Genomic DNA, 13,792 nt, shown 5'->3' with positions numbered 1-13,792 from the left:
AGACAAAAAAGCCCCGGACAAACGGGGCTTTTGAGTAGTTTCGAAGAATGACTTCGCTATCGGCGTTAGCCCAACGAGACAAAGAAGCCTGCAATGGCGGCACTCATCATGTTGGCCAGTGTCGCCGCTAATAGCGCACGCATACCCAAGCGCGCAATATCATGGCGTCGACTAGGCGCCATGCCGCCTAATCCACCTAATAAAATGGCAATGGAAGAGAAGTTTGCGAAGCCACACAACACAAAGGTAATGATGACTTGCGAATGCTCGCTCAGCACGTCTTTGTATTTGACGAAATCGAGAAATGCAACGAACTCGTTGATCACCAATTTTTGCCCGATAAAGCTACCGGCTAATTGGGCTTCTTGCCAATCAACACCGAGCACATAAGCAACCGGCTGGAATACATAACCGAAGATAGCTTGTAAAGTCAGGTCGTCATAACCAAACCAGCCGCCAACCCAACCAAAAATGCCGTTGATCAACGCAATCAAGGCAACAAACGCCAGCAACATGGCGCCTACGTTCATCGCTAATTGCAGGCCGCTAGATGCGCCAGAAGCGGCAGCGTCGATGATGTTGACTGCACTTTCGTCAACCTCAACTTCATCTAAATCGTTGCGCGGTTTTTCGGTTTCTGGAATGAGCATTTTGGCCATCAAAAAACCGCCAGGAGCGGCCATAAAGCTTGCCGCGATCAAATACTTAAGCTCTACCCCAACACCCGCATAACCCGCTAATACCGAACCCGATACGGTCGCCATACCGCCGACCATCACAGCGAACAATTCCGAACGTGTCATCGACGCAATAAAGGGTCTTACCATCATCGGCGCTTCGGTTTGTCCTACAAAAATATTAGCCGCCGCCGACATCGATTCGGGTCTGCTGGTACGCAGCATCCACTGTAAACCACCGCCCAAAATGCGAATGACCCATTTCATGATGCCTAGATAATACAGCACCGCGATCAATGAGGAGAAAAAGACAATGACGCTCAATACGTGAATAGCAAACACAAAGCCGATATTTTCTGCCGCCAAGTTGCCGAACATAAAAGCAATACCGGCATTCGTGAAGGCGATAACGGTAGATACTGCAGTGGCGACGCTAGCCAATACTTGCTGCCCAACTGGCACATAAATGACAAAACCGGCGAGCGCAATTTGAATGGCCAGTGCGCCTAAAACGGTTCGCCAATTAATATGACGACGATGCGCCGAGCATAAATAGGCGATCAAAAAGATGATGGCAATGCCAATAATACTATTCATAAATCTTAACCCGGGTTACTCCGCCAGCAACTGACGAATCTTCGTTTTTATAATGTCGATAGCAATTTCGTTTTGCCCGCCACGAGTAACGACGAGGTCAGCAAATTGTTTTGAAGGAAAAATAAAATCAAAAAACGCCGGCCGCACATATTGCTCGTACTGCTCGGTAATCGATTGCACTGTTCTACCGCGTTCTTCTAAGTCACGCTTCATGCGGCGTAACAAACAGATATCTAAAGGCGTATCCATGAACACAGAAATATCGAAACGTTCACGCAAGGCATTGTCACTCAGTAGCAAAATACCCTCGACCATGATCACCCGTGCAGGTTGAACATGAATAGTTTCTGCTAAGCGGGTATGCGTGGTGTAACTATACTGCGGCATGGCAATGGCTTCGCCGCGATGCAGTGCGTCTAAATGATTAGCTAATAATTCGTGTTCGAAAGCGGAAGGATGGTCATAATTGGTTAACGTGCGTTGCTCCAAAGTCAGATGACTTTGATCACGGTAATAGGCATCTTCGGCTAAAATGGCAATACCGTCACTGCCTAGCTCGGCCACCAGCTCCTGGTAAACCGTCGATGCAAATAAGCTTTTACCCGAAGCAGAAGCTCCGGCTATCGCAATAATAGTTGTCTTACCCACGCGCATTCATCATTAGGTTGGCCAATAACAGCGCGCAATTATCCTTGATTAGCCTGCAAATTAAAAGGCTTGATTATCGGCACTAAACAGGTTAGCCATCACCATCAAGGTGAACATTATCGTTTGTTGTTAAGTAACTACAAACAGTTACTATCATTATGAGGAATTATTAATGCGATATATTGTGCTCACACTAGCCTGCATCGGTGGGCTATTTACGGTATTTGTCAGCCAACCAACTGTGGCCGATACGGGCAATAACGATAAACCCGTTTACGATGCTACCCTAACTCAGTTTGATTACCCGTTTAGCGTCGAGTACTTCACCTTTGATAGCCAGCAACAATCATTAGACATGGCTTACATGCTGCTTGAAGGCAACAATCAAAAGCCGCCAATACTGTTGTTACATGGTAAAAATTTTTCCGGGGCTTACTGGGAAACCACAGCCCGCTGGTTACATGAGCGCGGCTACACGGTGATCATTCCCGATCAAATTGGCTTCGGTAAATCCAGCAAACCGGTGCACTATCAATTTACTTTTAGTGGGTTAGCCGACAACACCAAACGTTTACTGAACCACCTAAATATCAACAAGGTCATGGTTGTCGGTCATTCCATGGGGGGCATGTTAGCCAGTCGCTTTGCGCTAAATTATCCCAGCGCCAGCGAAAAGCTTATTTTGATCAATCCGATTGGCCTCGAGAACTATTTAGCGCATGTGCACTATAAGCCCATTGAATTTTTCTATCAGAAAGAGCTCGCGGCTAAGCCCGACAGCGTTAAGCAGTATCAGCAAAAAAATTATTACGATGGCAAATGGGCCGACCGTTATCAGCCTTGGGTCGATATGCAAGCTGGTTGGATAAACGGCCCTGATTGGGAGCGAGTTGCTTGGAATAACGCCTTAACTTACGACATGGTATTTACGCAACCGGTGATCACCGAATTTGATCGCTTACAGACCCCGACAGCACTTATTATTGGTACTCGTGACACCACGGGTCCCGGCCGTGGTTGGCAACGTCAGGACAGCGATTATCAGTTAGGTCAGTATGATCAGCTAGGAAAAATAGCCGCAGACAAACTCCCGAACGCTAAATTATATGAATTATCCGATTTAGGCCACTTGCCACAAATAGAAGATTTTGAGCGGTTTATTGACGTTTTTGAGCAGTCCATCATGAATATTGAAAAACCGTAACATTTCTTCACAAATTCATTGTTGCGACCCCCTTGTAGGCCGTTATAGTACTGACTTCATCGCTATAACGGAGAACAACAATGCGCCCTATGAAAACACTGACCGCGGTCGCCATTGCCGCGGTTTTATTAGGCGGCTGTCAAGCAACCGGACAACAAACAACTGGGCAAGCCAGCGCCGTTGTTAATCAACAACAATTACCGGTTGTCGACATTGATTATCAAAGCTTTACCTTGGATAACGGCCTACGCGTTATCGTCCATGAAGATCATAAGGCGCCAATTGTTGCCGTCAATGTGTGGTATGCGGTCGGCTCTAAAGACGAAAAACCCGGTAAAACCGGCTTTGCCCACTTATTTGAACATTTAATGTTTAACGGCAGCAAAAACTACGACGACGAATATTTTGGGCCATTTGAGCGTGCCGGCGCCACCGACATGAATGGCACCACTAACAACGATCGCACCAATTACTTCGAAAACGTTCCAACCCCGGCATTAGACATGGCACTGTGGATGGAATCAGACCGCATGGGTCATATGAATGCTGCCATCACACAAGCCAAATTGGATGAACAACGCGGTGTGGTACAGAACGAAAAACGTCAAGGCGAAGCACAACCCTACGGACGCGCTTTTACCTATATTGCCGAGCAAACCTTTCCTGAAGGCCACCCCTATTCTTGGACTACCATTGGCTCCATGGACGACCTCAATGCGGCCAGCTTAGACGACGTACATCAGTGGTTTACCGATTACTACGGCGCCGCCAATGCAGTACTTGTTTTAGCCGGTGATATCGATTTGGCTACTGCGAAAGAAAAAGCACAGCTTTATTTTGGCGACATCGCGCCGGGCAAGCCGCTGATCAAACAAGACAGCTGGGTCGCCAAGCGCCATGAAACGAAGCGCATGACTATGCAAGATAACGTGCCTGCCGCACGTATTTATAAAGTCTGGAACACCGCTGAGATGGGTAAGGCCGACGCCACCTACTTAACGCTGATGGCCGATATTTTGGGTAACGGAAAGAATTCCCGCTTATATCAACGTTTGGTTTATAACGAGCAATTAGCGTCTAGTGTGTTTGCTTTTCAATACGATCGTTTATTAGCCGGTCAATTCATTCTAGCAGCCGATGCCTTGCCGGGTGTCGAACTGACGAAAATTGAGAAGATTATCGACGAAGAAGTGCAGCGACTAATGCAAGAAGGGCCTACCGCCGAGGAACTAGCCCGCGTTAAGTTCGCCACCGCAGCCGGTTTTGTTCGTGGCGCCGAACGTATCGGTGGATTTGGTGGTAAATCTGACATTTTGGCTTCGGGTGCCGTTTATCACAACGATCCCGGCTTTTATCAACAAGAGCTAGCGTACATCAACGAGACTTCTGGCAACGACATTCAAAACGCCATGCGCACTTGGTTAAGTGACGGCGACTTTATCTTGAATGTCGAGCCACAACCGCGTTATCAAGCCAGCGCAGACGGCGCTGACCGCAGTCAATTACCCGCTGTTGGCGAGCTACCAACATTAGCATTGCCAGCGCTTGAGCAATTTACACTCAGTAACGGTCTGCAAGTAGCGTTGGCCGAACGTCATGATATTCCTAACGTGCAAATGAGCTTAGTATTTGATAGCGGTTATGCAGCAGATATCAATAACAAAGCCGGCGCGGCCAGCTTTACCATGGATATGCTGACCGAGGGTACTGAGGGTCGCGACGCGTTGACATTAGCCGCTGAACTAGAGCGTTTAGGGGCGCGCATTAGCAGTAACGCCAGTATTGACCGCTCGACGGTAAAACTGGACGCGCTGACCACTAATTTAGCTGCCAGCTTGGACGTGTTTGCCGACGTAATCATGCGCCCTGCTTTTTCAACAGACGAAATCGAACGTAAGCGCGCGCTCTGGTTAGCCCACCTCAGCAAAGAAAAAGCCGACCCGCGTTCACAAGCTTTACGCATTTTGCCAAAGCTGATGTTTGACGCTAATCATCCGTACAGTGTGCCGTTAACCGGCTCTGGCACCGAGCAATCGATTAGCGCGTTACAGCGTGATGATTTGGTCGCCCATCAACAAACTTGGTTACGGCCTGATAATGCGCGTTTGGTGGTGGTCGGTGATACCAGCGTCGCCGAACTGCAACCGTTACTTGAGCAATATCTCAGTGATTGGCAAGCACCGGCCTCAGCAAAACCCGAAAAAGTATTCCCCGCAGTCACTGCACCGCAGCAACCGCGAATTTATTTGATTGATCAACCGGGTACGCCGCAATCGACTATTTTTGCCGGTCAACTAGCACCCAACGGTGAAGCTCCTAATGCCGAACAAGTGGATGTGATGAACACCATTTTAGGCGGTAGCTTCACTAGTCGCTTGAACATGAACTTGCGCGAAGATAAGGGTTGGTCTTATGGCGCGCGTAGCATTTGGTTCGATGCCGAAGCGGAAGGACTTTGGTTCGCGATGGCACCGGTACAAACCGATAAAACCGCTGAATCCATGCAAGAGATCTTGCGCGAACTGTCGCAATATCAACAACAACAGCCTGCGACAGCGGACGAGTTAAAAAAAGTTCAAGACAATAAAACGGCCAAATTACCAGGGGCTTACGAAACTAAGTCAGCGTTATTGTCGGCCTTGGTTGATACTTTAGATAAAGGACACGACGTGCAGTGGCTTGAGCAATACGCTCAGCGTGTGAAAGCAATTACCCTAAGCGAGGTAAAACAAACCGCAAGCTCGGTATTGAAGCCGAATGCGTTAACTTGGGTCATTGTTGGTGACCGCAGCCAAATCGAAGATGATATTAAAGCGCTAGGCATTGCCGATGTACAAGTAGTGGATAGTGATGGCAATCTGCTTTAATCATTAATGATAATTGACTAAGCCGGACCCTGGTCCGGCTTTTTTATTTACGCTTAATTAACAAGTCAGAAAAATCTAACAATAAGTCACGCTTTTCTTTATCGAGTAACTTATAGTTTGCCTGTAATTTCACCAGTCGCGGATCGGTCATATGAGTTATCTTTCCCTCATCTTGATCGAGCTTTTCGAAAAACGCTTGGTAAGGTACGCCTAAACTTAATAATAAGCGCCGCGTTAAATCCACCGACGGTTGCTGATCGCCACGCTCAATACGCGAGAGATTACCACCATCGGTTCCCGCTCTATGCGCCACGTCTTCTAATGTGAAGCCCGCCGCTCTTCGATATTCTCTTAATAACTCACCGACTTTCATTCTCGATACACTTTTCCCGTAATCTGAAATATAGATTCCAGTACAACTGCAGATTCTGCAAAGCGGAAACGCAATAAAGAAAAAGTCTTTTTTGCGTTTCCGCATTACCGATTCGTAGAGGAAACAAGTAAGTAACTGCTTTTCGGTATACAATATTGTTATTGACATTATGCGTATATGCATACTAATGTTGCGTATACGCATAAATAACGTTGTTAATCATGACTTATCGGCAGACATTGCTTTATATCCTGAGCGCCATGAACAAGCAGGATATTGGAGTGCGCTTTCAACCCATCGTCAGCACCTTTCAAAACCAGACGATATGGTCCTATGAAGCTTTAATGTGGTGGCCTGACGCTATTGATAAGGGCTATCATACCGAGCAAATCATTGAGCTTATTGAGGCTCATCAGTTAACTTTTGATTTTGATTTGTATATTTTCGAATGCGTTTTGAAACAACTCACTCATTGGCAACTGACTGGCCAGTCAACACCCCGTATATCGATTAATTTATGTCCCGACTCAATAGCCAACAGCAACTTTATTCCAGCTGCTCATCGATTATTAGCACAATATGCCAACATCCAACCACAGTGGTTATCTTTTGAATTAACCGAGCGTGTATCATGGCGCAATTACCAGATCATGCAGCACAACTTAACTGCAGTTAAAAACCTCGGCATTCGTATCGGCATTGACGACTTTATGACCGGCTACGCCAATTTTTCTACGCTTATAGATGATACGGTTGATTACCTGAAGATAGATCGTTCGGTGATTGCACAAATTGAAAACAGCGAGAATACCCGTATCTTCTTAAGTGGGTTTCTTGAGCTTGCCAAACGCTTAGGTAAGGCGGTAGTCGCTGAAGGTGTGGAGAATAATCAACAGTTCAACTTTTTACAGCAATGCGGTTACCGTAAATATCAAGGTTATTACTTTGCAAAACCACTATTAGCCGATGAAGTTTGGGAGTTTACGCACTTTTGGGATCAGCAAGATCATGACTTATCGTTGCTCAATCAGGTTCATCTTCACAGCAACGTTATGCAGGGTTATCTTAACTGATCCCAGACGTAATACGCGTTACTGACTTAGCGCCTCCAACACGTCGGCAGCGAACTGATGTTCTTGAAAGCTTGGTTTAGCGGCTAAGTCGTAACCACGTCGCACAATGATCAGTTGCTTAGATGGGATAACAAATAAAAACTGACCCCGATTGCCGCGGGCAGCGATGGTATCATCAGGCAAATCGGCAAAGCGCTGGTTATATAACCACCATTGTGCACCATAACCTGGGATCGGTTGTCCCTGACTGTTCTGTTCCGGAGGCTGTGCCGGTGCCGCTGCACTGACGTAAGCCAGCCAATCCTTTGGCAGTATTTGTTCCCCCTGCCATTGACCCCGCTGCAAATATAATAAGCCTAAGCGCGCCAGATCCCGTGAGGTTGTCCAGACCTGCGAGGACATCACATAATCGCCCTGCCAATCGCTTTCTAAATGGGTATGCTGCATGCCAATTTTGTTCAACAACGCATTGTGCGGAAAAGCCAAGTAAGCTTCGACGTTATCGAACCGCTCGCGCAAGCTGCGCATGGCTAACAAGGTATCGTTGTTAGCGTACTTCCAGCGCGTACCGGGCGCAGCCTCTAACGACCGCGCCAACGCGGTATCAACCAAGGCACCGCCACCAACATATAAACGGTCGGTACGGTTACCAGCAATATTGCTGTCTAATCCTGAACTCATATGCAGTAAGTGCTCGACGCTAATTGCGCCACGCGGGTCTAGCGCATGCGACCAACGCTGGATAGCCGTCGGCGCTTTCACATCAATCAGTGCTTGCTGCACCGCCGCACCAACCACCGACACCGCGATACTTTTAGCCACTGACCACGTACGCTGTGAGGTTTCCGGCGTAAAGCCAGGCTGATAGCGTTCGGCGATAATGGCATCGGGAGTTGCAATAAGCACCGCAGAAGTCCGCGCCCCGGCACCATAAGCTTTGCTAAACGCCTTATCGATAACCTTGTCTAAAGCCTGATTGCCACTGCTACCATTGACCTCGGCACGCTGCTGCCAGGGTTCGCCAGTATCAGTTGCTGGCTGTTCGTCGGCGGCGATTTGTGGCAAGAAGTGGGCTTTACTCAAGCTCGCTCCAACCGGCAACTGCACACAACCTAACTGTGGTCGCCATAATGCAATACGTGGTGGCATCTGCTCGCTATAAGTCACTGTAACGCGCTTATGTTGATGGTCGACTTGTGCGTCGAACTGCTTCACCCGCTCGCTCAGCGCCGGATAAATACCGGTTAATTCATCTCGCTCAATGGCCTCTAAAGACTTACCGGCGTTAAATACCGCACTGCAGGTAAACGCCGCGCGATAACCAGCGGCATAAGCATCAACGGTGGCGGGCATTTTCTCGGCAACCTGAGCCAGCGCTGGCAATGTCACCGGCAAACTCAACGCGCTCGCCAACAACCACCGTAAGCCGTAACGACCAGCCTGATTTACCATCACTATCCCCTCTTAATTTGGGAGCTATGCAGTGGCCTTAGGCGCACTACACACTCAATAATTGTTGGCCAACAAGGCCTACGCTAAAACCAGCAACCGCACCCAATGTCGGTAACCAATGTCTGGGCATCGACGCTTTTGGCGCGATGTCCTGAAAAACTAAATAAATAATGCCACCACCGGCAAATGTCATAATAGCCGCAGTCACTTCCGTAGCATCACGTAAGGTGTAGTAGCCCAGCAATGCCGCCAACGGCCCCAGCAAGCTCATCAGCGCAAGTAAGGTTAACACCCGACCCGAACTGCGTGCTGCCTGACCCTGCGTACTTTTACCGCGTAATTCGGCAAAGGCGTTGAAGCCCTCAGGCAGATTCTGCGCGCCAATAAATAAAGCCAGTAAAATTCCTGTCTGCGGCGAAACCGCAAATACCGCCCCTAAAGACAAGGCTTCAGGAATAAAATCCATTAACATGGCTAAAAACTGGGCGTTATTACTGCCACGCCGAGCCAAATAAATATCTAACGCGCAAAAGGCCGCGCCACCGGCCAATAAACACAATAGCATTAGGCCTAAAGGCAACGACTCAAGCCCCTCGGGTAACAACGCGTAAACCACCGCAGCGAGTAAAATACCGCCGCCGAAGGCAACGATGGCATGCCGCAACTCTTCGCCGCGGCGATGCTGGTCCCGGTCAAAAAGACTGGCAAAAAAGCCGCCAATAACGGCACATAAGCCGGCAACCCAAGTCATCAATATAATCGTCAGCAACGTCATCGCAATTCCTTTTGTGTTGGCGAGCACGTCCACTCCACCCTACCGAACGGTAGTCAAAACCAACTCCGTTCAGTGTAACCCGCTTAATCTTCACTGCAAGCGCTAAGCCGAGAACGGGCTTATGATTGGCGTTGGTAAACTCGTATCTGAAAATCGACACTTAGCGCTAACTCGGTTAACAACGATAAGCGTTGCAACCCGGTTTGGCTGGCGCGATGACGGTGCGGCGTCATACTCAGTAAATGCTGGATAGCGCTGTTGGAGGTTAATTTAACGCTGTAATACAAACGTTGTTGCTGCAACAATTGAAAGCCCGCAGGCGCACTATCCTCAGGCGCGGCTTTATTGATGATTTGTGGGTAAATAATCTGCCGTAATTGCTGCAAGTGCTGCTCGCCGGTATCGACTTGTATATAGATGCCTGCCGATTTTAGAACACGCGCAAACTCGCGATAAACCGGAAAGCCAAATAACGATAGCAAGCCATCAATACTTTCATCGTGTATTGGCAGATTCGCATTGCTCGCCACTAACCAGCGTATATCGGGATTTTTATCGGTTGCCGCAGCGGCCTGCACCGCCAATTTAGAAATATCGACGCCATAACCTCGCTGATGACCATCACTAGCAGCCACGATGCCCGATAAGTAATAGCCTTCGCCGCAACCAGCATCAAGCAAACGATAAGCACCGCGGTTAACCGTAGTCGCCTGATGAGCCGCTAATAGCCGTGCTATCTCATCGCGTAATGGTCGATAATGGCCGAGCGCTAAAAACTGGCGTCGTGCCATCACCATATCGCGACTATCGCCCGGTTGCTTTGATCGCTTTTGTTGTACTGGCAGTAAATGAATATAGCCTTGCCGTGCGCGGTCAAAGCTGTGCCCCTGCTGACAACACCATTGTCGTTGTTGCGCATCAACTTGCAGCGCGTGCTGGCAGAGAGGGCATCGTAAGATATCGTCAAGCGCAGAATATTGGCCGACGGCATTGTCATTTGGCATAGCAGGACCCTGCGAATAAACGAGTTAACGAGCTGGTGCAATCAGTCGGCGGAATGTTAACATGAACAACGGATCACGGACAGATCAGGACGGTTAACAACACTATGTGGAAGCGTGTAGGCATCAGTCTAGCGGTCTTGTTTGGCGGCATTATATTGCTGTCGGCCGCCGCTGTTGTTTACGGTTACTACGTTCTGTTACCCAGTTATCTGAACCAGCTTGGCGTCAGCAACCTACAGTGGTCGTTGCAAAGTGCTGGCTGGCGTCACCTTTACCTCAAACGGCTGGCGTTTGATTATCAACAAGGCGCTTGGCAAACGCCGGTTGAACTGAACAATTTACGCTTAACTTGGCAATGGCCACAACAAGGCTGGCAACCTCAACTACAAGCCGTTGAAGCCTCACGGTTACAGCTAGCCTTGAGCCACTCGGCGGCAGCCACCGCCGACCAAGGTAACGCTTCATCTGGCTGGCAATGGCCTAGCAACTGGCACTTACCCGAGGTCTTACCCCATAAACTGTCGATTGCGCAGCTGCAGCTCAGCCTGCCCTGCCAACCTACGACACAAGTCAATGACGACCGCTGTCACTATCAAGCGTCATTACATGTTATCCGACGCTCAACCGGCGCAGCGCAATTACAAGCTCAGCTTAACGTTAACCCGCACACTCCAGCGAAAACAACGGTTTCAGCGCTGCCGCAGTTAACCGTGATGCTAAATTATCAAGTTGTCGATACGCTGCCCACCATTGCGATTGACGTTGACCTCGAGCAACAGCTCACGCTCAAGCTGCAACAACAGCTCGCCAATCGCGCAAATGCTGAGTATCAGCTAGATGGCAGTAGCCAATTGCGGCTGTTGCCACCGCAACCAGAATTAGTTGAACACCTGCAACGCTGGCAATTACCGCTGCCGGCGGCCATGGATGACTGGTTAGTCGCCGTCGATAACCCGATAAGCATCGATGCCGAATGGCATTTACAGCTACCACAAAGCCGCGTACAAGAGGCCATTAAACGGGGCTCGGCGCCACCACGCGAGGCGCTCTCCGGTGATGTGCAAATTCGTCTGGATAGCAGCAGCCCACTGACCCTTAAGCAACAGTTGGCGTCGACGCTGCAAGCGCAGATGCAACTCTCGCTAGCCTCTGGACAGCCACAATCTTATGCCATAACCGCCAGTGGGCATGTGGCCGCCGACAGTTTAGCAGCGGCTTGGCGACAGCAATTGCGTCACGCACAAATTGCCATTGACGGCGTCGACTGGCAGCTACAAAGCGAGCAACAACAGCTTGATTTTCAGCGCTGGCCACTGAGCCTTAAACTGACGACAAAAGGTGCTAGTCAACTATCACTGCAAGGCGACACCACCATCAAATTAGCTCAGCCGCTTTGGCAGCAAGGCCGCTGGCATACGCCACAACTGATGGCTGCTGAAGTTCGAGCGCAACAACTACAACTCGCTTGGCAGCAGCCACGCTGGCAGTGGCAGGACTGGCAATTAACGGCGCTTGATGGGCAGGGTTTGTTCGAATTTCAATTCGCTGCTGACGAATGGCACTTACGCAGTTTAGCTCCCGCCAGTTTACAAGCTGGATTGCAAAGTAAAGATATCGACAGCCCGCGCGTGAGTCTAAGTATACCGTCGTTAACGCTAAGCGGCGGCGGCTTTGCCAAACCAAACCCCGAACATCTACAAGCAAAATTGTTTGCCGACGTTAAACAATTGAATATAGCCGCTATTGATGCCCAAGTTAAGCCGTTAAATTGGTCGTGGCAAACACAACTAGATAGTCATCTAAGTCGCCAACAACTGACCCTTACCGGCAATCTGAGTAATAGTGCGGGGTTATCGTTGAACCATCAGCTCACGCTCGACCCTAAAACGCTGCAAATGGAATGGCAGCTCGACAAACTCTACTGGCTGGCTGGTAATGCCATTGCCAAATGGTGGCGCCATTGGCCTGCTGCATTGGTGCTGCAACGCGGTAGCAGCGCTGCCCATGGTCAATTGAGCCTGCCATTGCAAGATCCTCAGCAGTGGCAACTCAGCGCCGCTGTTAACCTAAATGATGTCGACGCGGTTTACGACACCAGTCAATTAACGCAGCTAAACGGTGACCTTGAGCTCAATCTCAATGCGCAGCAATTTACCTTGCAATCAGCAAACCTCAAAGCAGCGTCGCTGAGTCAAGGCGTCAGCAGCGGCCAGCTATTATTGGCGCTGGCTTATCAAGCACCATGGCAAGCCCCATTACAAGGACAATTGACCCTTCACGACAACCAGCTAGCCGTTTTCGGTGGTGAACTGCACGTGCCCAATCGGGTCTATGACTTAGCTCAACCGATCACCGTTAGAGTACAAATCAGCCGCTGGCAATTGGCACAAATTTTACAACAATATCCGGCCGCCGAGATGCAGGCAAATGGTGAAATATCGGGTTACCTGCCCATCCAGATTGGTGCTGGCGGCGTATCTATTGCGCAGGGTGAAGTATCTGCCTTACCTCCGGGTGGGGTGCTGCAACTGCAATCTAACAAAGCTAAGCAGTTAGCGCAGTCTAATCAGGGTGTGAAAGTTGTCGTTGAGGCGTTAGAAGACTTTCACTATTCTGTATTGACCAGCCAAATTCGTTATCAGGATGACGGCACATTGGTCTTAGGGTTGGATTTACAGGGTTATAATCCGCAATTAGAAGGCGGCCGTCCGGTAAAGTTGCGGATTAACATTGAGGAAGATCTGCCCGCTTTAATTACTGGCTTGCAACTGACGAATAGCGTCAGTGAGTTGATTCAGAAGCGAGTGCAGGAACGCGTGATGCAATTGCGCAAACAGTAATGTCATTAAATAAGCGGAAATATCGTCAAGCAGTAGCTATAACACGCTGTTGACGGGTCATAGGAAGCTAACCACAGAGGGACATATGAAATATTTACTGTTATTAACCGCCGCGGCGGTCACCACCTTATGGGGCTGTACCCCAACAGTGCAGGTGGCGGCGCCGAAAGAGCCGATCACCATCAACTTAAATGTTAAGATCGAGCATGAAATTTATATTCGTGTTGATAAAGAGTTAGATAAATTGTTCAGCGAATCCAGTGGTTTATTCTAACCATCTAG

The 13,792-nt window shown here is 49.1% G+C and carries 11 protein-coding genes; 5 read left to right on the top strand and 6 right to left on the bottom strand.

From position 1 onward, the window contains the following. Positions 1-65 precede the first annotated feature (65 nt). Together A10D4_RS08735 and udk are read right to left on the bottom strand one after the other, a co-directional pair. Positions 66-1,274: a NupC/NupG family nucleoside CNT transporter gene (locus A10D4_RS08735; protein ID WP_008489028.1), complete on the bottom strand. Its 1,209-nt coding sequence runs from the start codon at positions 1,272-1,274 to the stop codon at positions 66-68. A 15-nt stretch (positions 1,275-1,289) separates the two neighbouring features. Next, on the bottom strand, positions 1,290-1,922 hold the full coding sequence (gene udk, locus A10D4_RS08730) for a uridine kinase (RefSeq protein WP_083849643.1): 633 nt from the start codon (positions 1,920-1,922) through the stop codon (positions 1,290-1,292). A 172-nt stretch (positions 1,923-2,094) separates the two neighbouring features. Between udk and A10D4_RS08725 the strand changes: the two genes are divergently transcribed. Together A10D4_RS08725 and A10D4_RS08720 are read left to right on the top strand one after the other, a co-directional pair. Next, positions 2,095-3,126 carry an alpha/beta fold hydrolase gene (locus A10D4_RS08725; RefSeq protein WP_008489025.1) on the top strand — a complete coding sequence of 344 codons (1,032 nt, stop codon included), beginning with the start codon at positions 2,095-2,097 and terminating at the stop codon, positions 3,124-3,126. A gap of 80 nt (positions 3,127-3,206) precedes the next feature. Further along, positions 3,207-5,993, top strand: coding sequence for a M16 family metallopeptidase (locus A10D4_RS08720; RefSeq protein WP_008489024.1), 2,787 nt, complete (start codon positions 3,207-3,209; stop codon positions 5,991-5,993). Between the two features lie 43 nt (positions 5,994-6,036). Here A10D4_RS08720 and A10D4_RS14095 read toward each other — a convergent pair whose 3' ends face one another. Further along, on the bottom strand, positions 6,037-6,366 hold the full coding sequence (locus A10D4_RS14095) for a helix-turn-helix domain-containing protein (RefSeq protein ID WP_008489022.1): 330 nt from the start codon (positions 6,364-6,366) through the stop codon (positions 6,037-6,039). A 221-nt stretch (positions 6,367-6,587) separates the two neighbouring features. Here A10D4_RS14095 and A10D4_RS08710 point away from each other — a divergent pair, with 221 nt between their 5' ends. Then, on the top strand, positions 6,588-7,439 hold the full coding sequence (locus A10D4_RS08710) for an EAL domain-containing protein (protein ID WP_008489020.1): 852 nt from the start codon (positions 6,588-6,590) through the stop codon (positions 7,437-7,439). An 18-nt stretch (positions 7,440-7,457) separates the two neighbouring features. Here A10D4_RS08710 and A10D4_RS08705 read toward each other — a convergent pair whose 3' ends face one another. From A10D4_RS08705 to A10D4_RS08695, 3 genes are all read right to left on the bottom strand, one after another. Next, on the bottom strand, positions 7,458-8,891 hold the full coding sequence (locus A10D4_RS08705) for a serine hydrolase domain-containing protein (protein ID WP_008489019.1): 1,434 nt from the start codon (positions 8,889-8,891) through the stop codon (positions 7,458-7,460). Between the two features lie 46 nt (positions 8,892-8,937). Continuing rightward, positions 8,938-9,666: a ZIP family metal transporter gene (locus A10D4_RS08700; RefSeq protein ID WP_008489018.1), complete on the bottom strand. Its 729-nt coding sequence runs from the start codon at positions 9,664-9,666 to the stop codon at positions 8,938-8,940. Between the two features lie 119 nt (positions 9,667-9,785). Continuing rightward, on the bottom strand, positions 9,786-10,670 hold the full coding sequence (locus A10D4_RS08695; protein ID WP_008489017.1) for a putative RNA methyltransferase: 885 nt from the start codon (positions 10,668-10,670) through the stop codon (positions 9,786-9,788). Positions 10,671-10,774: 104 nt separating this feature from the next. Here A10D4_RS08695 and A10D4_RS08690 point away from each other — a divergent pair, with 104 nt between their 5' ends. Further along, positions 10,775-13,510, top strand: coding sequence for an intermembrane phospholipid transport protein YdbH family protein (locus A10D4_RS08690; protein WP_008489016.1), 2,736 nt, complete (start codon positions 10,775-10,777; stop codon positions 13,508-13,510). A gap of 85 nt (positions 13,511-13,595) precedes the next feature. After that, the gene (locus A10D4_RS08685; protein ID WP_008489015.1) at positions 13,596-13,784 is read left to right on the top strand and encodes a YnbE family lipoprotein; all 189 of its coding nucleotides are present in this window, start codon (positions 13,596-13,598) and stop codon (positions 13,782-13,784) included. Positions 13,785-13,792: the final 8 nt, after the last annotated feature.

It is taken from the genome of Idiomarina xiamenensis 10-D-4 (genome assembly GCF_000299895.1).
In the GTDB taxonomy this organism is placed as follows: domain Bacteria; phylum Pseudomonadota; class Gammaproteobacteria; order Enterobacterales; family Alteromonadaceae; genus Idiomarina; species Idiomarina xiamenensis.
The sequence above is the reverse complement of the archived record's forward strand: the minus strand, read 5'-3'. Positions and strand labels throughout refer to the sequence as shown.

Excerpts from the sequence above, each read along its gene's own strand:
- A10D4_RS08735 (WP_008489028.1), bottom strand. The coding sequence starts at position 1,274 with ATGAATAGTATTATTGGCATTGCCATCATCTTTTTGATCGCCTATTTA.
- A10D4_RS08725 (WP_008489025.1), top strand. The coding sequence starts at position 2,095 with ATGCGATATATTGTGCTCACACTAGCCTGCATCGGTGGGCTATTTACG.
- A10D4_RS08720 (WP_008489024.1), top strand. The coding sequence starts at position 3,207 with ATGCGCCCTATGAAAACACTGACCGCGGTCGCCATTGCCGCGGTTTTA.
- A10D4_RS14095 (WP_008489022.1), bottom strand. The coding sequence starts at position 6,366 with ATGAAAGTCGGTGAGTTATTAAGAGAATATCGAAGAGCGGCGGGCTTC.
- A10D4_RS08710 (WP_008489020.1), top strand. The coding sequence starts at position 6,588 with ATGACTTATCGGCAGACATTGCTTTATATCCTGAGCGCCATGAACAAG.
- A10D4_RS08705 (WP_008489019.1), bottom strand. The coding sequence starts at position 8,891 with ATGGTAAATCAGGCTGGTCGTTACGGCTTACGGTGGTTGTTGGCGAGC.
- A10D4_RS08700 (WP_008489018.1), bottom strand. The coding sequence starts at position 9,666 with ATGACGTTGCTGACGATTATATTGATGACTTGGGTTGCCGGCTTATGT.
- A10D4_RS08695 (WP_008489017.1), bottom strand. The coding sequence starts at position 10,670 with ATGCCAAATGACAATGCCGTCGGCCAATATTCTGCGCTTGACGATATC.
- A10D4_RS08690 (WP_008489016.1), top strand. The coding sequence starts at position 10,775 with ATGTGGAAGCGTGTAGGCATCAGTCTAGCGGTCTTGTTTGGCGGCATT.
- A10D4_RS08685 (WP_008489015.1), top strand. The coding sequence starts at position 13,596 with ATGAAATATTTACTGTTATTAACCGCCGCGGCGGTCACCACCTTATGG.